This is a genomic window from Mesorhizobium sp. WSM4814 (genome assembly GCF_055811595.1).
Genome location: NZ_JBVVQT010000006.1, coordinates 240,970 through 265,837, shown reverse-complemented (window position 1 = coordinate 265,837; position 24,868 = coordinate 240,970). Strand labels below are relative to the sequence as shown.

The window sequence follows — 24,868 nt, the reverse complement described above, 5'->3', positions numbered from 1 at the left end:
ACATCAGAAAATAGAGACCATCGACCTCAATGCCCTTGCTCAATAGGATGGCAAAACTGTTCGCGATGTCCTCGCACACCTGTCCGCGATGTCCCCAGTCCAAACAAAGGTGTCGCCGAAGGCGACGGATGAGGGGTGCTCCAGCTTGGCACCGACGCACTCCGTCCAGCACCCCTCATCCGGCTCCTCGCTGCGCGCCGATCCACCTTCTCCCACAAGGGGAGAAGGAAGAGCGCCAAGCCGCACCCAAGCGCCTATAAATAGCCAACAATCTCAGGCGTCTGGTCCTGCCTGTCGTGCTTGCCGTCCTCATAGACGATTGGGGCTGCGGCGAGTTCCTCTTCGGTGACGTCGTCGAGGCAGGCGACGTTCACCGCCCAGAAATTCCCGCCCATGAAATCGAGATAGCCGCGCGAGAGAAAATTCGCGCCGCAGTTCGGGCACATATAGTGGTTGATGTCGCCTTCCGGCCAGTTCGACGGCGTCGCCTTGTACTCCCGCATCCGGTCGCGGCCGTCCGTCACCCGCACGGCCTCATAGGCGGCGAAGGATTTCCGGTAGCCGAGTTTCCAGCAGAAGCTGCAATTGCATTTGCGGATGCCCTCAGCGAGGTCGATTTCGGCTTCGAAACGCACTGCACCGCAATGGCAGCTGCCGTGATAGGTCTTTTTCATGGGTTTCCTCCCAAACATGTCCTGGCTCCGCCGCCCGCCGGAGCCAGAGCATCCTTTGCTCCAGGCATGGCGCTTGACAAGCGGGCGCGACAAATCCACGATCATGGCAAGGGGTGCATCGCGACGACCCCGTGAGGCGTCAGCCCAACGTTCGCGTCCAAGCTTCTCTCTCAAGGAGGTGGACGCCATGCCGTCGACAACCGCTATCACCGTATCGCAACTGTCCCGTCTGATTGGTCTGCCGGGCGCGCCCGCGATCATCGATATTCGCATCGAAGAGGATTACAGCGCCGATCCGCGCCTGCTGCCGGCCTCAAACCGGCGTGATTTCAAAACCGTCTCGACCTGGGCATCCGAATTCGCCGGCAGCCGAGTGACGGTGGTCTGCCAAAAAGGGCAAAAGCTCTCGCAAGGCGTGGCCGCATGGCTGCGGCATGAAGGCATTGCCGCCGAATCCCTCGAAGGCGGGTTCGAGGCCTGGCGCGATGCCAAGGGGCCTTTGATCGATGCCGGCAAGATACCAACCCGCGACGAAAGGGGCCGCACCGTGTGGGTGACGCGGAGCCGCCCGAAGGTCGATCGCATCGCTTGCCCCTGGCTGATCAGGCGTTTTGTCGATCCGAGCGCGGTCTTCCTGTTTGTCGAGGCGGCCGAAGTGTCGGCCGTTGCGGACCGCTTTCAGGCCGTGCCTTTCGACATCGACAATGTGTTCTGGACTCACCGGGGCGAACGCTGCACCTTCGATACGATGATCGAAGAGTTTGGGCTCGAATCCGAGGCGCTCGACCGCCTGGCCATGATCGTGCGCGCAGCCGATACCGCACGCCTCGATTTGGTTCCCCAGGCAGCCGGATTCCTGGCCGCCTCGCTTGGCCTGTCGCGGATGTTTCGCGACGATCTGGAACAGCTGGAGGCAGGCATGCTGCTCTACGACGCGTTTTTCCGATGGTGCCGCGACGCCACCGAGGAGACGCACAATTGGCCAAGCGCGAGCAAGCCATCATGAGCGCCCCGGCTTCTGACAAAACGGGGGCTTTGGGAAAAACGGCCGAGATCGTCGAAGCGCCGGCTGCGCCAAGCTTCCGTGAAGGCGTGAAACTCTGGGCGAAAATCGGCCTGCTCAGCTTCGGCGGGCCGGCCGGCCAGATCGCGCTCATGCACAGGGAATTGGTCGAGGAACGGCGTTGGATCGGCGAGCAACGTTTCCTGCATGCGTTGAACTACTGCATGCTGCTGCCCGGCCCTGAAGCCCAGCAACTCGCCATCTATATCGGCTGGCTGCTGCACCGGACGATCGGCGGCCTGGTCGCCGGCATCCTGTTCGTCGCGCCGGGCGCGCTTGTGATGCTCACCTTGAGCATCCTCTATGCGCTGTATGGCGACGCTCCGCTCGTCGAGGCGCTGTTTTTCGGGGTAAAGGCGGCCGTGCTCGCCATCGTGATCGAGGCGATGATCCGGATCGGACGTCGTGCCCTGAAGAACCGGGTCATGGTTTCGATCGCGCTCGCCGCCTTCATCGCCATCTATGCATTGAACATGCCGTTTCCGCTCATCATCCTGCTTGCCGGCCTGGCGGGCTGGATTGGCAATCGTGTTGCGCCGGCGCTTTTTTCCGGCGCGGCGCACGGCAAGGACGCGGTTCCCGACACCAAGGGCGCGGTCGACCTGATGTTCGAGCGCGGCGAACTGGCCCACGTCAGGCCGACGCGATGGCATGCGCCGCGCACCGTCGCGATCTGGCTGCCGATCTGGCTCGGGCCGGTGCTGCTGATCTGGGCTTTTACCGGGTCTGCCAGCGTGTGGACGCAGATCGGCGGCTTCTTCAGCGTCATGGCGGTCGTCACCTTCGGCGGCGCCTACGCGGTCCTTGCCTATGTCGCGCAGGCGGCGGTCGAGTCGTTCGGCTGGCTCGCTCCCGGTGAAATGGTCGATGGCCTCGGGCTTGCCGAAACCACGCCCGGCCCGCTCATTCTGGTCCTGCAGTTCGTCGGCTTTCTGGCCGCGTTCCGCCAATCCGGATCGTTGAGCCCGCTGCTTGCCGGATCGCTTGGCGCGATGCTCACCCTGTGGGCGACGTTCACGCCTTGCTTCTTCTGGATATTCCTCGGCGCGCCCTATATCGAATCGCTGCGCGGCAACAAGGCGCTGTCGGCGGCGCTGGGCGCGATCACCGCTGCCGTCGTCGGCGTCATCATGAACCTCGCTTTGTGGTTCGGCTTGCACGTCATTTTCGGCGAGGTGCGCAAAGTCGGGCTTGGCATGGACGTGCCGGTGTTCTCGTCCATCGACTGGGGTGCGGCGCTGCTGTCGTGTGCTGCAATGATCGCCATCCTGAAGCTGAAGATCGGCATGCTGCCGACGCTGGCGGGATCGGCCCTCGCCGGTGTTTTGTTGCTGGCAGCGAGCGGTTAGCGGCTGCCTGCGGCGGGCTTAGCTGCTGTTTCGGGCATTCGGATAGGAACATCATGGCGAGACGACGCTCCTCCCTGGGCTTCCTTGGAATGTTCGGCCGTTCAGGCGACCTCAGGCAACTCGACGCCGCGTTACGCGACGTCGACCTTCATCCCGCCCTTGTGCCGGAAGGAGCAAAGCTCACCATCGTCAATCTGATGAAGGACCACTGGCCCGACGAGCCGCCGCCACAAGCCTACCCGCCGGTGGCGCAGCTGCTTGGCTATTGTATTGCCGGGCCGGAAGCTTTCGAGCAATCCAACGGTGTTCGACATAGGCTGGATGCGGAGCGCCGGCTCGAGGCGGCACTTGAGGCCGGCGACAGCTTCGATGCGCAAATCATACTGATGACGCTGCATGCCAGGCTGATCAGTGGCGAGGTCGTCGACCGCTACGGGTTGAGCGCCGACTGATTCCTCTGCACAGAGGATTTGGTTCTTTGACTGAGCCTGAAAGGAGGCTGTGATGGTTGCCGCCGACCGATCTCCTCGTGCCAATCTCGAGGGTTTGCGATTAGCCGTAAGCCCCCCGTGTCTTCGTCATCCCAGGGCGAAGCAAGGAGCGAAGCGACGCGGCGCAGACCCTAGGATGACGAATGGTCGGGATGGATTAGGCTCTGACCGTTTTGACGGGAACCGTCTTCAGCCGCCCATGCCGCTGCGCGGCAGCTGGATAAGATTGCCGAAGCGGGCACGCAACTTGTCGTCGACCGGCTTCGGCACGTGGCGCGGGAAGCGCTCGGCGAGGATGCGGTTCTTCTCGATGATCGCCCGCTGCAGGATGTCGGGCCTGCCTTTCTCGTTCCACTCCTTCGGCGAAAAGCGGTCGCCGACCGCCGGATAGAAATATTCCGTCTGCATCAGCCGCAGCGTCTGCTCGTTGCCGAGGTAATGACCCGGCCCCTTCAGGCAGACCTCGGCAATGGTGTCTATCGACAGCGACTCATCGGTCACCTCGATGCCGCGCACGCAGCGCAGGCAATGGCCGAGCATGTCGTTGTCGATGATCAGGCTTTCCAGGCAAAAGCCGAGCAGCGAGGCGTGCATGCCGGCCGATTCGTAGACGAGGTTGAGGCCGGCAAGGCCGGCCATCACATCGGTGATGCCCTTTTCGTAACCGGACTGAATGTCGGGCAGTTTCGAATCCGTCATGCCGGCGGCCGAACCGCCGGGCAGGTCGTAGAATTGCGCCATCTGGGCGCAGGCAGCGGTCAGCACCGCTTGCTCGGCCGAGCCGCCGGACATGGCGCCGGTCCTGAGGTCGGAGACGAACGGCCAGGTGCCGAAGATCGCCGGATGCCCGGGTTTGATGGCGTTGACATAGACGAGGCCGGCGAGCACCTCGGCCACCGCTTGCACCACCGCACCGGCGATCGCCGCCGGCGCCGTGGCGCCCGCCTGGCCGGCCGACAGCAGCAGGATCGGAATGCCGCCTTCGACGCAGGCCTCAAGCACGCCGCAGGCATCCTCGGCAAACTTCATCGGCGGCACGACAAAACAGTTCGAATTGGAGACGAAAGGCCGAGCGCGAAAATTCTCTTCGCCGCCGGCAATCGCATAGAGCATGTCGAGCGCCGGCTTGACGTTCTCGCGCACCGTGAAGGATGTGCCGACATGCTTCGACGTGCCCATCACGCAGGCGTAAAGCGTGTTGAAATCCATGTCGAGCGGATCGGGAATATCGCGCGGCACCATCGGCCGCTGGAAGAAATGGATGTTGTCGAGCCCTTCGACGATGCGCGCCGCGTCATAGATGTCCTGCAGCAGCGACTCGCGATAACAGCGCTTCTCGACGTCGACCAGATGCACCGCGGCGCCCGCCGTGCCGTAATGCACGCGCTTGCCCTGGATCAGCATGTCGTGCTTGGGATCCTGGCCATGCAGGGTGAAATGGCGTGCCGCTCGTCTGATGGTGTCGAGGACGAGTGCGCGCGGAAAACGGATGCGGCCGTCCTCGCCGAGCGTGGCGCCGGCCCTGGTCAGCGCCTCGATGCAGGATGGGATGGCATTGGCGAAGCCGACCGTTTCAAGCAGCGTCAGCACCGCTTCGTGAATGCGCTCGCGGTCGTTTTCGCTGAGTGGCCCGTAGCTTCCGCCTTCGAGGCCGGCGCGCACCGGTTTGATATCGTCGGCAAGGGGCGCTGCCCGCATGGCGCGACGCGCTTCGCGCCCGCCGGAACGCCGCGAACGCTGGTCCGAGGGCGTGTCCGGCTTCTCAACAGCCACTGACATGGGAGGCACTCCACCTTTAACTGCGAAGCGGGCGGCGGTGGTTGGTCCACCAGGTGGTTGGTCCACCATCGTCCGCTTCGTCCCCTTATCCCTCGAACTATGCCGTCGGCATTGGCACAGCCTATGAGCCAGAGGGTTCCGTCGCATATGCCAGGGGGCTAAACAACGGTGGCCGGTGCCGGCCAGGCCGAGGCTTCAAGCCGCGGCCGGCCTGCGCCCGGCCGCCGTCGCCAGTTCGCGGATGCCGGGCTCGATGTGCTGCAGCGCAATCGAGGAGATGCCCAGCCGCATGAAGCGCGACGGCTTTTCGGTGCGGTCGAAGAAACGGTCGCCGGGCTCGATGATGACGCTGCGCGAGGCGGCGGCCTCGGCCAGCCCGCGCGAATCGGTGCCGCGCGGCCCCTCGAGCCAGAGCGACGCGCCGCCGGCGGAATCGGTCGAGCGCCACTCCGGCAGGAAGGCGGAAATCGCATGGATCAGACGCTTGCGCCGTTCGTCGAAGGCGCTCGACAGCCGCCGCACCAGCGCCTCGTGATGGCCAAGCGACAGGAACAGCGCGACCGCGCGCTGGTTGTTGGCCGGCGGATGACGCAGCATGAAGCGGCGCAGCGCGCGAAGCTCGGAGATCAGCCCGGCCGAGGCGACGATGTAGCCGAGCCTAAGGCCCGGAGCCAGCGTCTTCGACATCGAGCCGACATAGATGACGCGGCCGGAACGGTCGAGGCTCTTCAGCGCCTGCTGCGGCGCTTCGTCAAGAAGCTGGCTGTCATAGCCGTCCTCGATGATGATCTGGTTGTGGCGGTTGGCGCGCGCCAGCAAATCCTGCCGGCGCTCCGCCGACAGCGGCACCATGGTCGGGCAATGGTGGCTGGGCGTCACGAAGACGAACCCGGAATCGTTGGGAATAGAAGCGGTTACAATGCCGGAATGGTCGACCGGGACCGGTGCGACGTCGGCACCCGCCAGCCGGAAGATCGAGCGTGCGTCGGGATAGCCGGGGTCTTCCATGGCCACCTTGGAGCCCTTGGTCATCAGCAATGTCGCCAGCATGTAGAGCGCGTTCTGCGCGCCGAGCGTGACGATGATCTCATCGGGATTGGCGAAGATGCCGCGCCGCGGCAACAGCCGCGCCTGGATCTGCTCGATCAAAAGCGGATCGTCGCGGTCAACCATGTCGGACGCCCAATTGCGGATCTCGAGCACGGCGAGCGCCATGCGGTTGCACTCGCGCCACTCGGCGGTCGGGAACAGTGCCGGATCGAACTGGCCGTAGACGAAGGGGTAGGACGACTTGATCCAGTTGTCGTGCTTGGCCGGCGGCGGCATGTCGCTGGCCGCGATCTGCCGGCGCGCCTTCCAGTCGATCTCATTGGCCTGGTCTGGCGCCTTCTGGTGCGGTTTGGCAGGCGTCGCCAGCACGTCCGGATTGACGAAATGGCCGCGCCGTTCGCGCGCCACCAGAAAACCCTGGTCGACGAGCTGCTGGAAGGCCAGCACCACGGTGCCGCGCGCCACGCCGAGTTTCTCGGCCAGGATCCGGCAGGACGGAAGCGGCATCGAGGCGGCGATTTGCCGGTCGAGGATGGCGGCGACGATCGCTTGGCGGATCTGCGCCTGCAGGGTCTGGCCGGATTCCGCCGAAATCCGGAACAGGCCGGACCATATGGCCGTGTCGTTTCGCTGTGGCATGGGGATGTTCCTCGATGGCCAGCCTTTTTCACCTGGCTGGACCAGTCGAATGTACCGGTGGCACAAGCTGTTGCGCCAATCAATTTTTCTGATCGCTGGGATTTACGCCAGTGATCCTTCCCAAGGGTGACGCAAAGCGTCATCCCGCTGGTGACGCAGCGCGTCATCCCCCAGGCGTGACGCAGCGCGTCATCCCCCAGGCGTGACGCAGCGCGCCATCCCGCTGGTGACGCAACGCGTCGTCGCTGCCTGACGCAAGGCGCCATCCCCCGCGTGACGCGTTGCGTCATCGCTGCCTGACGCAACGCGTCATCGCGGCGCATTGAAACCAGTGGATTTCGGCTAGATAGTTCGCCGCGACGACACGCGCCGGAAACACCCGGTCTGTTATGTTGGCATTTCAAGGCTCGGAGTGAGGCAGTGGATCAATCGTCCTTTCAAAAACAGCTCGACGCCCTGCGCGATCACCGTGCGGCCAAATCGGGCAGCATGCGCGAGGCCTTCGCCGCCGATCCGCAGCGCTTCGAAAAATTCTCCGCCACCGACGGCGACCTGCTGCTCGACTGGTCGAAATGCGCGGTCGATGCGCAGACGATGGATCTGCTCGAGCAGCTGGCGGCAGCCGCGGATCTCGAAGGCCGGCGCGCGGCGATGTTCTCGGGCAAGAAGATCAACGTCACCGAAGGCCGCGCCGTGCTGCACACCGCGCTGCGCAACCTGAACGGCAAGGGCATCGTGCTCGACGGCCAAGACGTGAAGGCGGAGGTTGTCGCCGTGCTCGATGCGATGGGCGGCTTCGCCGATGCCGTGCGCTCCGGCAAGGCGGCCGGCGCCACCGGCAAGAAGATCACCGACATCGTCAACATCGGCATCGGCGGGTCCGACCTTGGCCCGGCCATGGCGACGCTGGCGCTGGCGCCCTATCACGACGGGCCGCGCACGCATTACGTGTCGAACATCGATGGCGCCCATATCCACGACACGCTGAAGGGCCTCTCCGCCGAAACCACGCTGTTCATCGTTGCTTCCAAGACCTTCACCACGATCGAGACGATGACCAATGCCGAGACGGCGCGCGAATGGGTGCAGAAGGCGCTCGGCAAGGAAGCGGTCGGCAAGCATTTCGCCGCCGTCTCGACGGCGCTCGACCTGGTGGCCAAGTTCGGCATTGCGTCCGACCGCGTCTTCGGCTTCTGGGACTGGGTCGGCGGACGCTATTCGGTGTGGGGCGCGATCGGCCTGCCGGTGATGATCGCCGTCGGCCCGAAGAATTTTCGCGCCTTTCTCGATGGCGCGCATGCGATGGACGAACATTTCCAGACGGCGCCGCTGGCCAGCAACCTGCCGGCGCTGATGGGGCTGATCGGCTGGTGGCATCGGGTGATCTGCCAATACCCCGCCCGCGCCGTCATTCCCTACGACCAGCGCCTGTCCAGGCTGCCGGCCTATCTGCAGCAGCTCGATATGGAATCGAACGGCAAGAGCGTCACCCTCGACGGCGGCGCTGTCACCACGCCGACCGGCCCGCTGGTCTGGGGCGAGCCGGGCACCAACGGCCAGCACGCCTTCTTCCAGCTGCTGCACCAGGGCACCGATTTCATTCCGGTCGAATTCCTCGCCGCAGCCATCGGCCATGAGCCGGATCTCAAGCATCACCACGACCTGTTGCTCGCCAACTGCCTGGCGCAGTCGGAGGCGTTCATGAAGGGTCGCACGCTGGAGGAAGCGCGTGCGCAGATGCTGGCAAAGGGCATGGCGCCCGCCGAGGTCGACAGGATCGCCCCGCATCGCGTCTTCTCCGGCAACCGGCCCTCGGTGACGATCCTCTACAGACAACTCGATCCGCATACGTTCGGACGGCTGATCGCGCTCTATGAGCACCGCGTCTTCGTCGAGGGCACGCTCTTCAACATCAATTCCTTCGACCAATGGGGCGTCGAGCTGGGCAAGGAACTGGCGACCGGGCTACTGCCTGTCGTGGAAGGCAAGGAGAATGCCGCAAAGCGGGACGCTTCGACTGCCGGACTGGTGGGACACATCCATCGATTGCGCGGATCGGAGTAAGCGGCTTGGCCGAGATCAAGGGAATATTGTTCGACAAGGACGGCACCCTTGTCGACTTCAACGCGACGTGGCTCGGCGTTGCCGATTTCATGGCGATGGATGCGGCGGAGGGCGACCGCTGGAAGGCCGACAGGCTGCTTGCCGCGGCGGGCTACGATTTCGCCACCAAACGCTTCAAGCCCGATTCCATCTTTGCCTCCGGCACCAACATGGATGTCGTCGAGCTTTGGTTTCCGCGACTGTCGGATGAAGACCAGATGCTTGCCGTCGCCCGCTTCAACGAGATCACGTCGGTGCAGGGCTCGTCGATGGCGGTGGCGCTGCCGGGCATCGTCGAGACGCTTGGCGTTCTTCACAGGAAATCCTACCGGCTCGGCGTCGCCACCAACGATTCGACCACTGGCGCGGAGAAGACATTGCTCACGCTGGGCGTCGCGCAGCTGTTCGACGCCGCCTATGGTTACGACGCGGTGGCCAATCCGAAACCGGCGCCCGACACGATCCTCGCCTTCTCGGACCTGACCGGCCTGAGGCCTGCCGCGATCGCCGTGGTCGGCGACAATCGCCACGATCTGGAGATGGCGCGGGCCGGCGGCTGCGGTCTGGCGATCGGCGTGCTTTCCGGCACCGGCACGCGGGAATCGCTGTCGCAGATCGCCGATGTCATTCTGGATTCGGTTGCCGATCTGCCCGACTTTCTTTCGGCAAAGGTCAAGGAGACGATCTGAACTCGCCTCTGAGTTGCTCCGGCTCGAACGAGAAGACGCCGCTCGGCTTCGTCGCCGTGCCTTGGCCGACATCCGGCACCTGGTATTCGGCCAGAAGGTGAAGCCGCGAGCGGGGCAAGTAGGCGCGGCCCGGGTCGCCGATCAGCACGTTGATGCCGGCGGCCAGGCAGCGGTCGAGGAAGGGGATGACCCGGTCGGCGACATCTTGCCGGTAAAACAAGTCGCCGGCTGCCACGACGTCCACGGGCGGCGGCGGACCAGCGGTGATGTCCTCGCCGACGACCGTGATTGCGACGCCGTTCGCCGCCGCATTGAGACCGAGCGCGGCGACGCCGTTGCGGTCGATCTCGGATGCAATCACTGCGCTGGCGCCGGCCCTTGCCGCGGCGATACCGACGAGGCCAGACCCGGCGCCGAGATCGAGCACGCGAAGCCCAGCCACGGTCTCCGGTCGATCGAGGATGTAGCGGGCAAGCACCGCGCCGCCGGCCCAGGCATAGGCCCAGTAAGGAGGCTGCGGCTCGGGGCCATCCTCGTCGGCTTCGTTTGCTTCTTCTTCCGGCTCGGCTGCTCGTCCTTGTGGACGCGTCAGCCGCCACAGTCCGCTCGCTGGATGGGCTGCATAAAGCCGGATTTCGGGAAGCGCGGCAACAGGGGCGATACGCATGGTCGCCTTGATGAACGTTAGCGGATCGGGACGGGAAAGCGTATCCGCCGCGTCATCGACAGTAAGGCTATCGGCCAAAATTGTCCCTATTCCCGCCCAAATTCTTCCTATTCCCGCAACGCCCGCCGCAGGATCTTGCCGACCGGCGTCTTCGGCAGTTCGGTCCGAAACTCGATGTATTTTGGCCGCTTGTAACCGGTCAGGTTCTCGCGGCAATAGACAGTCAGCACCTCTGCGGTCAGCAACGGGTCCTTCTTGACGACGAACAGCTTCGGCACTTCGCCTGAATGCTCGTCCGGCACGCCGATCGCGGCCACTTCGAGCACGCCCGGATGCAGCGCCACCACTTCCTCGAGTTCGTTCGGATAGACGTTGAAGCCGGACACAAGGATCATGTCTTTCTTGCGGTCGACGATCTTGGTGTAGCCGCGCTCGTCCATGAAGCCCATGTCGCCCGACTTGAAGAAACCGTCCTTGGTCATCACCTTGGCGGTTTCGTCCGGCCGGTTCCAGTAACCGGCCATCACCTGCGGTCCGCGGATGCAGATCTCGCCGACTTCGCCGGGCGGCAAATCATTGCCGTCTTCGTCGCGGATGGCGATCTCGGTCGAGGGCAGCGGCAGGCCGATCGTGCCGGTGAAGTTGCCGTCGCTGAATGTGTTGGCGGTTGCCACCGGCGAGGTTTCGGAAAGCCCGTAGCCCTCGGTGACCGGGCAGCCAGTCAACGCCTTCCAGCGTTCGGCGACACCCTTCTGCACCGCCATGCCGCCACCCAGCGTCAGGATCAGCGGCCTGAAGTCGAGCTTGCGGAAATCCTCATTGTTGAGCAGCGCGTTGAACAGCGTGTTGAGGCCTGGAAAGATGTGGATCGGGTATTTGCCGAGTTGCTTGACGAAACCGGGAATGTCGCGCGGATTGGGAATGAGTATGTTCTGGCCGCCCAACTGCATGCCCATCAGTGCGTTCACCGTCAGCGCGAAGATATGATAGAGCGGCAGCGCGCAGATGAAATTGAGATGCGCCGGTTTTGGCTTGACCGTGAAGGCGTCCTCGATCCACAGCGCGTTCTGCGCCACGTTGGCCAGCACGTTGCTGTGCAGCAGCACCGCGCCCTTCGAGATGCCGGTGGTGCCGCCGGTATATTGCAGGAAGGCGACGTCGTCGGCAGCGACATGCACCGGCTTGAAATTCATGCCGGCGGCTGCCTTCAACGCGGCATTGAACTTGACATGGCCCGGCAGCGACCAGGCCGGCACCATCTTCTTCACGCGGCGCACGACGAGATTGACGATCGTCCCCTTCAGGCCGCCAAGCATGTCGCCCATCGCCGCGACCACGACATGCTTGACCGCCGTTTTGGCGATCACCGCCTGCAAGGTGCTGGCGAAATTCTCGAGAATGACGATGGCTTGCGCGCCGGAATCCTTGAGCTGATGTTCCAGCTCGCGCGGCGTGTAGAGCGGGTTGACGTTGACCACGACATAGCCGGCGCGCAGCACTGCCATCATCGCCACCGGATATTGCAGCACGTTCGGCATCATCAGCGCCACGCGTGCGCCTTTCGGCAGTCCCGTCGATTGCAGATAGGCGCCGAAGGCGGCCGATTGCCTCTCGACTTCCGCATAGGTGATGGTCTTGCCCATGCAGGTAAAGGCGGGCCGGCTGGCGTACTGCTTGCAGACGTCGGCGAGCAGATCGCCGATGGAGCCGAAGGGCAGAGCGCCGATCTCGGCCGGAACGACTTTCGGATAGCTTTTGAGCCAGGGTTTTTCCGGCAATCCGGCGGCAACCACATTCGGCAACCTTGTGGCCGGACCTGGGTTTGACGCCGATGCAGCCGCTGTCGGTGCTGCCTTCGCCGCCGGTTTGACGGCGGCGGGCTTTGCGCCAGGCTTCGGCGATACATTGGTCTTCGCGGATACATTGGTCTTGGTGGACACCGCGGCCGCCTTCGGCTTGGTTTTGGCCGTCGGCGCCTTTGGCCCTTGGCTTATCGGGGGCTTGTCGGGGCTAGCCGGTTGCGCAGCAGGTTTGGCCTTGGCTGTCGCTGGTGCCGTCGTCCTTGGTGTTTTTGCCACTCGTCCCTCCCTCGATTGTTCTTATTGTCTCTGCCTGCTCGCCGCGTCGCCTCCGAATGACAGAGACGTCCTCCGCTGCTGCCGGCATCCAGGAAATCCAGCCTGTCATCTATGTATTGCGACTATCGGCAGCCGTGCAAGTCTGCCCCTGCGGCAAGGTGGGAAGAAATCGTCCCGTGCCAATGACACGGCGAAGGCGGCGGTTGCTCACCGTCGGATGCGCTGAAGATGATAAAAAAATGCAGTCGTTAACAATATCGTGATCGATGAGTTTTGACATTTCATTCTCGCTTTCGGCGAGACCGAAGAAAGAAATTCTGCTTCCCATGGGGTAGGCAAACGGGGTGTTCCAAAGCCGGAAAAACGGTGCTTATATGCGCGCTTCGCGAGCCTGATAGAGGGGCTTGGAAGAACATCAGGGAGTCCTCCATGAAAAAGAAACTGACTTTTGCGGCCGCGTTGCTGGCCGCAAGCGTCCTCGGCGGCATGGCCAATGCCAAGCAGCTGGTCTACTGCTCGGAGGCGTCGCCGGCCGGCTTCGACCCGTCGCCGTGGAGCGGTGGCAACGATTTCGACGCGTCGTCGCGCACCATCTATTCGCGCCTGGTCGAGTTCGAACACGGCAAGACAACCATCACGCCTGGCCTCGCCGAGAGCTGGACGGTTTCCGACGACGGTCTCGAATACACGTTCAAGCTTCGGCCGGGCGTGAAGTTCCAGACCACCGACTACTTCACGCCGACGCGCGATCTCAACGCCGACGACGTGATCTTCTCCTTCGAACGCCAGTGGAAGAAGGAAAACCCGTGGTTCGACTATCTGGCAGGCACCGGCTGGGAGTATTTTGCCGGCATGGGCTTCCCGGATCTTCTCAAGGAGATCGTCAAGGTCGACGACCTGACGGTGAAATTCGTGCTGAACAAGCCTGAGGTCGCTTTCCTGCCGGATCTCGGCATGGATTTCGCTTCGATCGTCTCCAAGGAATATGCCGACCAACTCGACAAGGCCGGCACCAGGCAGCAATTCACCCAGAAGCCGATCGGCACCGGTCCGTTCCAGTTCGTCGACTACCAGGTCGACGCGGTCATTCGCTATGCGGCATGGGACGGCTACTATGGCGGCCGCCAGAAGATCGACGATCTGATCTTCGCCATCACGACCGATCCGGCCGTGCGCGCGCAGAAGCTGAAGGCGGGCGAGTGCGATATCATGTCGTACCCGGCGCCGGCCGACATTGCCGGCCTGAAGGCCGACCCGAACCTCAAGGTCGACGAGCAGGAAGGCCTGAACATCGGCTACATGGCCTACAACACGACGCAGGCGCCCTTCGACAAGGTCGAGGTCCGCAAGGCCCTCAACATGGCCGTCAACAAGCAGGCCATTCTCGATGCGGTCTATCAGGGCGCTGGCCAGGCGGCGATAAACCCGATCCCGCCGACGATGTGGTCCTATAACAAGGAGGTCAAGGACGATCCGTACGATCCGGACGCGGCCAAGAAGATGCTGACGGATGCCGGCGTCACGGATCTGTCGATGAAGATCTGGGCAATGCCGGTCAGCCGCCCGTACAATCCGAACGCCCAACGGGTCGCGGAACTGATCCAGGCCGACTACGCCAAGATCGGCGTGAAGGCCGAGATCGTCAGCTACGAATGGACCGAGTATCGCGAACGCGGCAAGCAGAAGGACCGTGACGGCGCCTTCCAGCTCGGCTGGACCGGCGACAATGGCGACCCGGACAACTTCCTGTTCCTGCTCGGCTGCGATGCCATCGGCCAGTCCAACTATGCGATCTGGTGCAACCAGGAGTTCGAAGCCCTGCTGCAGAAGGGCAAGGCGACCACTGATGTCGCCGAGCGCACCAAGATCTACGAGGATGCTCAGGTCGTGTTCAAGCGTGAGGCGCCGTGGCTGACCATCGCCCATTCCAAGGTCTTCATGCCGATGAACAAGAAAGTTACCGGCTTCGTCATGGATCCGCTCGGCATTCATCGGTTTGACGGCGTCGACGTCGCCGAATAACTGCTGAGAAATAGAACGGCGACGCTGGACTTAAAGCGCCGCCGTTCTATGAAGCAAGATGCTCCGCTATCTCCTCCACAAGCTCGCCTTGATCATCCCGACCGTGTTCGGCATATCGCTGGCGGCGTTCGCTTTCGTCCGGCTTCTGCCGGGCGACCCGATCACGGCCCTGGCCGGCGAGCGCGGCGTCAGCCCGGAACGCTACGCCGAGCTTGTCGAGCGGTTTGGCTACAACCGGCCTTATGTCGTCCAGTATCTGGAGTATATCGGCAGGGTCCTGACCGGCGACTTCGGCATATCGCTCGCCACCAAGCGGCCGGTGCTCGGTGAATTCCAGGCGCTGTTTCCGGCGACGCTGGAACTGGCGACGATCGCGCTGATCATCGCCGTGCTCATCGGCATTCCCGCCGGCATCTTCGCCGCGGTCAAGCGCGGATCCTGGTTCGACCAGGCGACGATGGGCGTGGCGCTGACCGGCTATTCGATGCCGATCTTCTGGTGGGGACTGCTGCTCATCATCTTCTTCTCCGGCTATCTCGGCTGGACGCCGGTTTCCGGCCGCATCGGCCTTCAATATTTCTTCAAGCCGACGACGGGGTTCATGCTGATCGACAGCCTGATCTCCGGCAAGAGCGGCGCTTTCAGATCCGCCGCCAGTCATCTTGTCCTGCCGGCGATCGTGCTGGCGACAATCCCGCTCGCCGTCATAGCCCGCCAGACGCGGTCGGCGATGCTGGAGGTGCTGGGCGAAGACTACGTCCGCACCGCCCGCGCCAAGGGCCTGGCGCCGCGTCGCGTCATCGGGCTTCACGCTTTTCGCAATGCGCTGATCCCCGTCGTCACCACCATCGGCCTGCAGGTCGGCACGCTGATGGCGGGCGCCATCCTGACCGAAACGATCTTTTCCTGGCCCGGTATCGGCAAGTGGATGATCGACGCGATCGCCAAGCGCGACTATGTTGTCGTCCAGAGCGGCTTGCTGATCATCGCGCTGATCGTCATGGCGGTGAACCTGATCGTCGACGTGCTCTACGCCGTCATCAACCCACGTATCCGGGTGCAGTGAGATGACCGACCAAACCACGGCAGAAGCCACCGCCGCCTCCATTCCGACCGGCGGCCGGCAACGCGCCTTCACCGAGTTCTGGCATTACTACTCGATGAACACCGGCGCCGTCATCGGCCTGGTCGTGTTCACTGCGCTGGTGCTGGTGGCGATCTTCGCGCCGTTGGTCGCGCCGCATTCGCCTGACGAACAGTTTCGCGATGCGCTGCTGGCGCCGCCGGCCTGGCAGGAGGGCGGCAGATCGACGTTCCTGCTCGGCACCGACGCCGTTGGCCGCGACATGCTTTCGCGGCTGATTTTCGGGGCTCGGTTCTCGCTGTTCATCGGTCTGGTCGTCGTTGTTTTCTCGCTGACCAGCGGTATCGTCCTCGGCGTGCTCGCCGGCTATTTCCGCGGCTGGGTCGATACGCTGATCATGCGCGTCATGGACGTCATCCTGGCCTTCCCGTCGCTGCTGCTTGCCCTCGTTCTGGTGGCAATCCTCGGACCCGGCCTGTTCAACGCCATGCTGGCGATCGCGCTGGTGCTGCAGCCGCATTTCGCGCGGCTCACCCGTGCGGCGGTGATGGCCGAAAAGAACCGCGAATATGTGATCTCCGCCAAGGTGGCCGGTGCCAGCCATCTCAGGCTGATGGTGAAGACGATCCTGCCGAACTGCATGGCGCCGCTGATCGTGCAGGCGACGCTGTCCTTCTCCAACGCCATTCTCGAGGCCGCGGCTCTTGGCTTCCTTGGCGTCGGCGCGCAGCCGCCAACCCCGGAATGGGGCACCATGCTGGCCACGGCGCGCGAGTTCATCCTGCGCGCGCCATGGGTGGTGACCTTCCCCGGCCTTGCCATCCTGATCACGGTGCTTGCGATCAACCTGATCGGCGATGGCCTGCGCGATGCCTTCGACCCCAAGCTGAAGAGGTCGTGACCATGCCTCTTCTCGAGATCAAGAACCTCACCGTGTCGTTTGATACCGCGGCCGGACCGTTCATGGCCGTGCAAGGCATCGACCTGTCGATCGAGCCGCGCGAGGTGCTGGCGATCGTCGGCGAATCCGGCTCCGGCAAATCGGTGGCGATGCTCGCGGTGATGGGGCTGTTGCCGAACACGTCGACGGTAAAGGCCGATCGCATGGCCTTCGACGGCATCGACCTGCTTGAGCTCAGCCCGTCCGAGCGCCGCAAGATCGTCGGCAAGGACATCTCGATGATCTTCCAGGAGCCGATCGCCAGCCTCAACCCGTGCTTCACCGCTGGTTTCCAGATCGAGGAGGTGCTGCGCTTCCATTTGGGCATGGACCGCGCCCAGCGTCGGGCCCGCGCCATCGAGTTGATGAAGCTGGTCGGCATCGCCGATCCGGAAGAGCGGCTGAACTCGTTCCCGCATCAGATGTCGGGCGGCCAGTGCCAGCGCGTCATGATCGCCATCGCCATTGCCTGCAATCCCAAGCTGCTGATCGCCGACGAGCCGACCACCGCGCTCGACGTCACCATCCAGAAGCAGATCCTCGATCTTCTGGTCGGCCTGCAGGCCAAATACGGCATGGGGCTGATCATGATCACCCACAATATGGGCGTCGTCGCCGAGACCGCCGACCGCGTCATCGTCCAGTACAAGGGCCGCAAGATGGAAGAGGCCGACGTGCTGTCGCTGTTCGAGCAGCCGAAGAGCAACTACACGCGGGCGCTGCTGTCGGCGCTGCCGGAGAATGCTGTCGGCGACCGGCTGCCGACCATTTCCGACATGCTGTTCGAACCGGCCCCCTCTGCTGCGGCAACCCAGCCGGCAACGGGAGCCGCGTCATGAGCGCGACGGTTCTCGAAGGCAAGAACATCGTGCGCGACTATCATGTCGGCGGCGGCCTGTTTCGCCCCTCGCGCACGGTGCATGCGGTCAAGGGCGTTTCGTTCAGCGTCGACAAGGGCAAGACGCTGGCGATCGTCGGCGAAAGCGGCTGCGGCAAGTCAACGCTCGCCCGTATCATAACCCTGATCGATCCGGCGACGGCGGGCGAGCTCTTCATCGACGGCAACAAGGTCGACATCGCCAGGAATGGGCTGACGAAGGAGATGCGCCGCAAGGTGCAGATCGTCTTCCAGAACCCTTACGGTTCGCTCAATCCGCGCCAGAAGATCGGCGACGTGTTGGGCGAGCCGCTGCTCATCAACACCGACACGCCAGCCGACGAACGGCGCGATCTCGCCATGAAGATGCTGAAGAAGGTCGGCCTCGGACCGGAGCATTACAACCGTTACCCGCACATGTTCTCGGGCGGCCAGCGCCAGCGCATCGCCATTGCCCGCGCGCTGATGCTCAATCCGAGCCTTTTGGTGCTCGACGAACCGGTCTCGGCGCTCGATCTGTCGGTGCAGGCGCAGGTGCTCAACCTGCTCGCCGACCTGCAGGACGAGTTCGAGCTGACCTATGTCTTCATCAGCCACGACCTGTCGGTGGTGCGCTACATCGCCGACGAGGTGATGGTCATGTATTACGGCGAGGCCGTCGAATACGGCTCGCGCGACGAGGTCTTTGCCGACCCCAAGCACAGCTACACCAAGACGCTGTTCGCGGCGACGCCGCGCGCCGACGTCGCCAGCATTAAAGCGAGGCTGGCGAAGAAGAAGGCCGCCTGACGCCGCAATTGCGGTACCCAGCCCATGCTAAGGTTCAGGGCACCGGCTGATCAAAGGCTCCAGCGACCGCTATACCTACGGAATGCAGTGCTTCTCGACGTCACGCGCGGTGAACTCTGCTGCTCGCCGCCATGCTTCGTCGGTATCTCCCCGGTAAGTCAGGTATCGATCGCAGACAGGTTTGTTGCCGTTCAAATCCAAGACCGCAAACTTCACCCAGCCGACCAGCGTGCTCATCTTGTGCACCTGACCGATCAGGAGATATTTCGCGCTGGCTGTTTTTGCCTGTTTCGAGAGATCGACAAGGCCGGGGTCCTTGATGGTGCACTGTTCTGCCTGACAGGGTAACGCGACGAGCTTGATCTTCTCAGAAAGGCCATCCTGCAACGCAACGCCAAATGCCTTCAGTCGCGCTTCGTGTTCGGCGGTCTGGTCCCTGACTTCGCCTGATGTATCCCTGAACTCGAAATCCGCGACGGCGAGGGTCGCTGGCTCGACGACATCGGCAAAAGCGGCCGGCGCAAGTAGACCAGCGCCCATCAGGATCAGGAAAAAATGTCCACACTCAAAAAGTCGAAATCGAACTTCCGCACTTTGCACCTTGAGCATCTCGTTTCTCCGAGGTTAGGACGATACCCATCCCAATGACGGTGCCGATTTGTCTCTTCGCGCTGTTGGAAGACGCGGAAGCGGGCGCAGACTACCCGGTTGCGTCGCGACGTCAACTTTCAACCCGTTACTGGGTGGACTCCACCTCCGCGACAACCAGCTTGCCTTTGGCGCGCGAGATTTCGAGTGCCTGGCCGGCCCCTGCCAACGCGCCCGGGACCGAGATCACGAACGCCTGGCCCTCGCTGAGGGTCGCGACGAAGCGTACTGGCAGGTTTTCTTCGCCCGCCGCCATCGTGGTGACCACCCGGTAGCCGTCATCCGCCTCCGTGTAGTAGACGACGCCATGAAAATTGCCGAGATCGACGGTCCCACCCTGACGGACCGTGAGTTCGCCGGCAGAAGCGGAACCTGCCACGACGCAAAGCGCCGCAAGTGCTGTGTATCTGAACATCGTGTTTCTCTCCATTTGGAATTGTCGTTTGGGTGGGTGGTCGCCTGCGGCTGCATCCCCAAAAATTACGCGGCGAGCTGATCCTCACGGGCAGCCGCGATCATTACGCTGGCGAGCAACCCGTAGGCCGCCTCCCAAGCCTCGCGGACAGCCGGCGTAAAAGCCGTGCCGAGGCCGGCCGCCAGCGTCTCGATGAGCGCTTGCCCGACGATCGGGTAATGACGCTCCTCGACACCGTAAGTCACGTGACGCCTGGCGAGCACGCGCACCGTCGGCAGGATGGTGTCGGCTCGGTCCAGTCCATGCACGACGAAGCCGAGGCTCGCTATCAGCTTGGCGCCTTGCTTGGTCATGTCTGTCACCGGAAACAGCGCGCGAAGATCCGCGTCGATCGCGAACAGGCGCTCGTAGAACAGCGCGGCGGCGGCCACGCGGATCGGCACGATCTCGCGAAAACTGTCCTGGACAAGTCTGGTCTGGTCGGGTGTCATCGGCGACGCTCCTGCGTTCCTGCTCTTGCGGCGACCATCGCCCCAAAGCGTTTCGCATGCATGTCGCCTGCGCCTGGATGTGTTTCAGTTGTGTCTCAATTGGTTTTCAGTTCGCGCTCATTTGTCTTCTTTATCTAGAGGCACGCCGAGAGTGCCAGGCCGAACTCTCGCCGACCTCGACCTGGCCATAGCTGAAAACCTGGGGCGCGGCGCGAGCTTGGAACTGCATCGGCAGTCGGTCATTATATCGGGGAGCCGGTCCCTATGCCTCCGTTCGGATGGAGAAATCATGCTGCGGATATTCATTGCTTCGTCTTTTCTTCTCGCCTTCGGTGCGCCCTCGACCACGCTCGCGCAGGACAGCAGCGAGAGCGAAACAGGCCGCGTTGCGGTCGAGACCTTTGCCGAAGGGCTCGAGCATCCCTGGGGCGCGACCTACCTGCCCGACGGCGCGTTGCTGGTCACCGAGCGTCCGGGGCGCCTGCGGCTCGTCTCGAGCGACGGGGCCGTTTCCGACCCGATCGACGGTGTGCCGGACGTCCTTGCCAGCGGACAAGGCGGTCTGCTGGATGTGGCGCTCGATCCGGACTTTGCCGACAACCGGACGGTCTATCTCTCCTATTCGGAGGAACGCGGCGGCGGCGCGGCTACCTCGGTCGGCCGTGGACGCCTGGACGAGAACGGCAGCGCGCTTTCGAACTTCGAAGTGATCTTCCGGCAGGAACCAGCCGTGTCCAGCCGGCTGCACTACGGCTCCCGCCTGGTATTCGCGCCGGATGGCAAGCTCTTCGTCACGCTCGGTGAGCGCGGCAAGATGCGAGAGGCGCAGGACCCGAACAATCATCTCGGCACGATCGTCCGCATCAACCCCGATGGTTCCGTGCCTGACGACAATCCCTTCGTCGGCAAGAACGGCGCCGACGAGATCTGGTCCTACGGCCATCGCAATGTGCAAAGTGCTGCGCTCCATCCCGAAACCGGCGTGCTCTGGACGGCGGAAATGGGACCGCTCGGCGGCGATGAGCTGAACATTCCGCAAGCGGGCAGGAATCACGGCTGGCCCGTGGTCAGTTGGGGCCGGCACTATTCGGGCGAACGCATCCCCGAACCGTCGACGCGGCCGGAGTTTGCCGACTCCATCCATAGCTGGACACCCGTCATCTCGCCTTCCGGCATGATTTTCTACACCGGCGACATGTTTGCCGATTGGCGCGGCGACCTGTTGATTGGCGGACTGTCGGCGGAAGGCATCGTTCGTGTCAGGATCGATGGAAAGCAGGTCGCTGGCGAGGAAGTCGTCGCTCTCGGCAGGCGTATCCGGGACGTGGTGCAGGCTCCCGACGGCGCGGTCATGGCGTTGACCGACGAACCAGCCGGAAAGATATTGCGACTGACGCCGGCAGCGTCGCAGTGATGCCGCGCGGTGGCGCTTGGGAAAGGGCCGAACATCATCGCTGCCGCACTTTTTGCCACACTTTTAAATCATTCGAAACGTTGCGTTTCGATACGACAGAAGAGAAATGATATCAGGAGATTAGTGGTGCCGCTTAGGTGACTCGAACACCTGACCCCATCATTACGAATGATGTGCTCTACCAACTGAGCTAAAGCGGCCCGGGAAGCCAAGGCCTCCAAGATGCGCTGGGTGATAGACGCAACCCGCCACAAATTCAAGATGGGACTTGGCAATTCGTGTCGGCTCATCCCGGGCCTATAAGCGACCGCCCCTCCGACCGGCCATGCGGTTGCGCGAAGCCTCAACGCCAGGTTGTGCTTGTCGTGTTGGCGATGCATCGGGAAACCGGCGAAAAATGTTGATTCTTTTACCGAAAATCGCCGAAATCGGCTTTCGATGCATCGCCAAGGCAGAATGCGGCCGCTGGCCCGTTGATTGATCGGTCGCCTGCGGCTAACGATCATGACAATGTGACCATACGTGCAGGGGGTCCCCGTTGGACGCGATCGAAAAAGCGATCCGGAATGCCTTCGAGAAAGGCAATGCCGAAGACCGCGCGTTTCGCGAGCGGGTGTACCGATCGGCCTTCGCCGCGCTTGATCGTGCCCTGCAGGCCAACCCGAACGTGACGGTGGAAGTCGCCATCAAGCGCCGCAAGGCGGTGCAGGCCAAGATAACCGAAATCGAATCCGAATTCCTGCCGGCGGTTCCCGCTGTCGGCCGTCCGACCGATGACGACGCTGCAGCACCGGCTGCGGAGCAGCCGGCTGGCAGCGAAGCCGATGCCGAACCCGAGGCCGATGCCGAACCGCATGCCGGCGCCGACGCTGAACCAGCGCCGCCGCCTGAGGTCGTTGTCGACGGTCCGGCTGAGCCTCCTGCATCGGTCGCGCCTCCTGCTTCCGACGCACCCCCAGCTTCCGATGCGCCGCGCTCGCGCGTCTTGCCGGTCGTTCCCGACATCATGCCCGAAGCGGCTTTTCCCGATGCGCCGGAGATCGACTTGTCGTCCCCCCAATCGGCCGGGGACGGCGACGCAGAGGTGATGCCCGACCGCGACGACAGGCGGGTGAGAGGTCCCCGCCTGCCTCTCACCGCGATCTTCCTCGGCGTGACGCTGCTTGCAGCCGCCGGCATCGGCCTCTATTTCGCTGCCCAGACCGGCGTCTTCAAGTCGGCGGCCGAACTCGACACCGCCCCGCCGCAAACGCCACCGACGGTGGAAGACGATGATTTCACGCCGCCAGGCGACACCGCCCCGCCGCTGAACGCCGGCGCGGCGGATGAGGCGCGCGACTGGATCAATGTGTTTTCACCGAGCGACCCGACACTTGTCAGCGCGCCTTCGGATGCCAAGGCCGAAGTCATGCAGGACGACAGCGGTTCTTTCCTGCGCATCCGGTCGGGCGCCTCCGGTTCGGCGATCAGCTTCGACGTCGAGCAAGGCGTCTTGGACAAACTCGCCGGCAAGCACGCCACGTTCGACATCATCGCCCGCTCCGAGGAGGGCCAGGAGACGCAGATCTCCGTCGACTGCAATTTCGGCGAACTCGGCGACTGCGGCCGCAAGCGCTACGCGGTCGGCCACGAGCGCAACGAATACCTCTTCGATGTGCGGTTTCCCGACAAACGTCCGGGCGCTGCCGGCACCATCGCCATCAATTCCGACTTCGACAAGCAGGGCAAGTCGGTCGACATCTACGAGATCCGCGTCGCGATTGTTCCGTAGAGCTCAACGCATCGGCCCGAAAATCGGAATCGATTTTCGGAAAGCACGATGCGTTGATTATAACTGTTAGAGCGTACTTTGTGCGTCCAATTGGACGCACGTCGCTCTAACTATCGAGCAGCGCCTGCAGCGTCTCGATGCGGTCGGCTTCGGCCGCTGGCTTGTCCCAGCGCAGCCGCGAAATGCGCGGAAAGCGCATGGCGACACCGGATTTGTGCCGTGTCGAGCGGTTGAGCCCTTCGAACGCCACCTCCATCACCAGGCCTTGTCTGCGGTCGGCCCGCACCGAGCGGACCGGGCCGAAGCGCTCGATCGTGTTGTCGCGGACATATTTGTCGATCTGCCTCAGTTCCTCGTCGGTGAAGCCGAAATAGGCTTTCCCCACCGGCACCAGTTCCTCCGATCCTTCCGGGCCGGACCAGACGCCGAACGTGTAATCGGAATAGAAACTCGAACGCTTGCCGTGGCCGCGCTGGGCATACATCAGCACGGCGTCAATTGTGTGCGGATCGCGCTTCCATTTGAACCATGGGCCTTTCGGCCGGCCGGTGAGATAGGGCGAATCCCAGCGCTTCAGCATCACGCCTTCGATGACCGGATGCAGCGGCTTGCGGCGCAATTCCTCCAGCGCCTCCCAGTCGGTGAATTCGACCAGCGGCGAAAGATCGAAGCGGCTCGGATCGAGCGTCTGCACGAAGGCTTCGAGGTGGCCGCGCCGGTCGCGGAAAGGGTGCATGCGCAAGTCCTCGTCGCCGATCTGAAGCACGTCGTAGCAGCGCATGAAGGCCGGGTATTGCTGCTGGATCTTCGGTGTCACGCTCTTGCGGTTCAGCCGCTGCTGCAGGTCCGAGAACGTGCCGGTCGCCTGCCGGGGATCGCCGACCAGAAGCTCGCCGTCGAGGGTGGCGGAGAAATCCATCGCTTCTGCGAGGTCAGGAAAAGCCCGGGAGACATCGTCGCCGGTGCGCGAGTAGAGCCGGCGAACACCGCCTTCCGATACCGCCTGGACGCGGATGCCGTCCCATTTCCACTCGGCGGCATAGTCGGCGGGATCGAGCTTTTCGAGGTCGCCGTCACCGATCGGGTTGGACAGCATCACCGGCCGGAACAGCGCCAGCGCTGTCTTTTTGGGTTTTTCTGCCTTGCCCTCCAGCCAGGCGAACAGCTCGGCATAGGGCGGCGCCAACCCATGCCAGAGTTCTTCAATCTCGGCGACGTCGACCTTGCCGAGGTCGGCCAGCGCCTGCTTGGCCAATCGCGCCGAAACGCCGATGCGCAGGCCGCCGGTGACCAGCTTGATGATGGCGAAGCGCGCCGAGACGCTGCCGCTGTCGAGCAGCCGGGCCAGCACCGTCGGCCCGTCGGAACGGCTCGCCGCCTGCAATTTCGCGACGACCTCGGCGAGCGTCGGCTCATGGTTGGCGATATCCGCCGACGATTGCGGCCAGACCAGCGACACCGTCTCCGCCAGGTCGCCGACATAGTCGTAGGAATAGCCGAACAGCACCGGGTCCATGCGCTCCATGACCAGCGCGCGCAGCATCGCCGGCTTGACCGCCGCGATGGTCAGGTCGCCGGTGATGGCAGCCAGCGCCAGGCCGCGATCCGGATCCTCGACGCTGCGGAAATAATCGCTCAGCAGCGTCAGCTTGCCGTTGCGCGACGGCGTCAGCACGAGGCGGTCGAGGAGTTCGGCGAAGCGGTTCATAATGCGGGCCGCGCCAATAAGATGAGTTTGCACTCCACGCCACCCCCCTCTGGCCTGCCGGCCATCTCCCCCGCAAGGGGGGAGATTGGCAGCTTCGGCCCCGCGCTCATTCCTCCAACGTTGGAGA

General features: G+C 63.4%; 21 protein-coding genes and 1 tRNA gene. 12 read left to right on the top strand and 10 right to left on the bottom strand.

The genetic code is table 11. The annotated features are described in order from the left end of the window. Positions 1-254: 254 nt before the first annotated feature. A complete protein-coding gene (locus AC0L2V_RS13215; protein ID WP_023802886.1) occupies positions 255-674 on the bottom strand; it encodes a GFA family protein in 420 nt (139 codons plus the stop codon). Positions 675-861: 187 nt separating this feature from the next. Between AC0L2V_RS13215 and AC0L2V_RS13210 the strand changes: the two genes are divergently transcribed. Genes AC0L2V_RS13210 through AC0L2V_RS13200 form a run of 3 tightly spaced genes read left to right on the top strand, consistent with a single transcriptional unit; the run spans position 862 to position 3,538 of the window. Further along, on the top strand, positions 862-1,680 hold the full coding sequence (locus tag AC0L2V_RS13210; protein WP_473520255.1) for a chromate resistance protein ChrB domain-containing protein: 819 nt from the start codon (positions 862-864) through the stop codon (positions 1,678-1,680). Then, positions 1,677-3,086 carry a chromate efflux transporter gene (gene chrA, locus AC0L2V_RS13205; protein ID WP_473520263.1) on the top strand — a complete coding sequence of 470 codons (1,410 nt, stop codon included), beginning with the start codon at positions 1,677-1,679 and terminating at the stop codon, positions 3,084-3,086. The genes AC0L2V_RS13210 and chrA overlap by 4 nt, the downstream gene beginning before the upstream one ends. A 53-nt stretch (positions 3,087-3,139) precedes the next feature. Further along, a complete protein-coding gene (locus AC0L2V_RS13200) occupies positions 3,140-3,538 on the top strand; it encodes a hypothetical protein (protein ID WP_473510309.1) in 399 nt (132 codons plus the stop codon). A gap of 228 nt (positions 3,539-3,766) precedes the next feature. Here AC0L2V_RS13200 and AC0L2V_RS13195 read toward each other — a convergent pair whose 3' ends face one another. Further along, positions 3,767-5,356, bottom strand: a complete 1,590-nt coding sequence (locus AC0L2V_RS13195; RefSeq protein WP_473510308.1) for a trimethylamine methyltransferase family protein — start codon at positions 5,354-5,356, stop codon at positions 3,767-3,769. Between the two features lie 195 nt (positions 5,357-5,551). Beyond that, a complete protein-coding gene (pdxR, locus tag AC0L2V_RS13190) occupies positions 5,552-7,045 on the bottom strand; it encodes a MocR-like pyridoxine biosynthesis transcription factor PdxR (RefSeq protein ID WP_023802891.1) in 1,494 nt (497 codons plus the stop codon). Between the two features lie 420 nt (positions 7,046-7,465). On the opposite strand from pdxR, the gene pgi reads away from it, so the two are divergent. Beyond that, the gene (pgi, locus tag AC0L2V_RS13185) at positions 7,466-9,109 is read left to right on the top strand and encodes a glucose-6-phosphate isomerase (RefSeq protein WP_287050508.1); all 1,644 of its coding nucleotides are present in this window, start codon (positions 7,466-7,468) and stop codon (positions 9,107-9,109) included. Positions 9,110-9,114: 5 nt separating this feature from the next. After that, on the top strand, positions 9,115-9,837 hold the full coding sequence (locus AC0L2V_RS13180) for an HAD family hydrolase (RefSeq protein WP_023802893.1): 723 nt from the start codon (positions 9,115-9,117) through the stop codon (positions 9,835-9,837). On the opposite strand, the gene AC0L2V_RS13175 is transcribed toward AC0L2V_RS13180, so the two are convergent. Together AC0L2V_RS13175 and AC0L2V_RS13170 are read right to left on the bottom strand one after the other, a co-directional pair. Then, complete coding sequence (locus AC0L2V_RS13175) at positions 9,821-10,582, bottom strand: class I SAM-dependent methyltransferase (protein ID WP_473520254.1); 762 nt, start codon at positions 10,580-10,582, stop codon at positions 9,821-9,823. The two genes, AC0L2V_RS13180 and AC0L2V_RS13175, sit on opposite strands and share 17 nt — an antisense overlap. A 29-nt stretch (positions 10,583-10,611) precedes the next feature. Further along, positions 10,612-12,582 (bottom strand): long-chain-fatty-acid--CoA ligase, encoded by a 1,971-nt coding sequence (locus tag AC0L2V_RS13170; protein ID WP_473520253.1) that lies wholly within the window; start codon positions 12,580-12,582, stop codon positions 10,612-10,614. Between the two features lie 429 nt (positions 12,583-13,011). On the opposite strand from AC0L2V_RS13170, the gene AC0L2V_RS13165 reads away from it, so the two are divergent. Genes AC0L2V_RS13165 through AC0L2V_RS13145 form a run of 5 tightly spaced genes read left to right on the top strand, consistent with a single transcriptional unit; the run spans position 13,012 to position 18,294 of the window. Further along, the gene (locus AC0L2V_RS13165; RefSeq protein ID WP_473520252.1) at positions 13,012-14,604 is read left to right on the top strand and encodes an ABC transporter substrate-binding protein; all 1,593 of its coding nucleotides are present in this window, start codon (positions 13,012-13,014) and stop codon (positions 14,602-14,604) included. A 58-nt stretch (positions 14,605-14,662) separates the two neighbouring features. Beyond that, positions 14,663-15,670 carry an ABC transporter permease subunit gene (locus tag AC0L2V_RS13160; protein ID WP_023802897.1) on the top strand — a complete coding sequence of 336 codons (1,008 nt, stop codon included), beginning with the start codon at positions 14,663-14,665 and terminating at the stop codon, positions 15,668-15,670. A gap of 1 nt (position 15,671) precedes the next feature. Continuing rightward, positions 15,672-16,589, top strand: a complete 918-nt coding sequence (locus AC0L2V_RS13155) for an ABC transporter permease subunit (protein ID WP_023802898.1) — start codon at positions 15,672-15,674, stop codon at positions 16,587-16,589. A 2-nt stretch (positions 16,590-16,591) separates the two neighbouring features. Beyond that, positions 16,592-17,467 (top strand): ABC transporter ATP-binding protein, encoded by an 876-nt coding sequence (locus tag AC0L2V_RS13150; RefSeq protein ID WP_473520262.1) that lies wholly within the window; start codon positions 16,592-16,594, stop codon positions 17,465-17,467. Further along, positions 17,464-18,294 carry a dipeptide ABC transporter ATP-binding protein gene (locus AC0L2V_RS13145; protein WP_473510297.1) on the top strand — a complete coding sequence of 277 codons (831 nt, stop codon included), beginning with the start codon at positions 17,464-17,466 and terminating at the stop codon, positions 18,292-18,294. Before AC0L2V_RS13150 ends, AC0L2V_RS13145 begins: the two co-directional genes overlap by 4 nt. Before the next feature lie 75 nt (positions 18,295-18,369). Here the strand turns inward: AC0L2V_RS13145 and AC0L2V_RS13140 are convergent, their stop codons facing one another. The 3 genes from AC0L2V_RS13140 to AC0L2V_RS13130 form a co-directional block, all read right to left on the bottom strand. Next, positions 18,370-18,903: a DUF2380 domain-containing protein gene (locus AC0L2V_RS13140; RefSeq protein ID WP_473510295.1), complete on the bottom strand. Its 534-nt coding sequence runs from the start codon at positions 18,901-18,903 to the stop codon at positions 18,370-18,372. A gap of 127 nt (positions 18,904-19,030) precedes the next feature. Then, on the bottom strand, positions 19,031-19,357 hold the full coding sequence (locus AC0L2V_RS13135) for a hypothetical protein (RefSeq protein ID WP_473520251.1): 327 nt from the start codon (positions 19,355-19,357) through the stop codon (positions 19,031-19,033). Between the two features lie 65 nt (positions 19,358-19,422). Then, positions 19,423-19,848, bottom strand: coding sequence for a globin family protein (locus AC0L2V_RS13130; RefSeq protein WP_023802903.1), 426 nt, complete (start codon positions 19,846-19,848; stop codon positions 19,423-19,425). A 289-nt stretch (positions 19,849-20,137) separates the two neighbouring features. Between AC0L2V_RS13130 and AC0L2V_RS13125 the strand changes: the two genes are divergently transcribed. Then, positions 20,138-21,262: a PQQ-dependent sugar dehydrogenase gene (locus AC0L2V_RS13125; RefSeq protein ID WP_473510293.1), complete on the top strand. Its 1,125-nt coding sequence runs from the start codon at positions 20,138-20,140 to the stop codon at positions 21,260-21,262. 124 nt (positions 21,263-21,386) lie between these two features. Here AC0L2V_RS13125 and AC0L2V_RS13120 read toward each other — a convergent pair. Further along, positions 21,387-21,462 (bottom strand) — tRNA-Thr (locus AC0L2V_RS13120). Positions 21,463-21,800: 338 nt separating this feature from the next. Between AC0L2V_RS13120 and AC0L2V_RS13115 the strand changes: the two genes are divergently transcribed. Then, positions 21,801-23,033 carry a hypothetical protein gene (locus AC0L2V_RS13115; protein ID WP_473510291.1) on the top strand — a complete coding sequence of 411 codons (1,233 nt, stop codon included), beginning with the start codon at positions 21,801-21,803 and terminating at the stop codon, positions 23,031-23,033. Positions 23,034-23,139: 106 nt separating this feature from the next. Here AC0L2V_RS13115 and AC0L2V_RS13110 read toward each other — a convergent pair whose 3' ends face one another. After that, positions 23,140-24,741, bottom strand: a complete 1,602-nt coding sequence (locus tag AC0L2V_RS13110; RefSeq protein WP_473510369.1) for a cisplatin damage response ATP-dependent DNA ligase — start codon at positions 24,739-24,741, stop codon at positions 23,140-23,142. Positions 24,742-24,868: the final 127 nt, after the last annotated feature.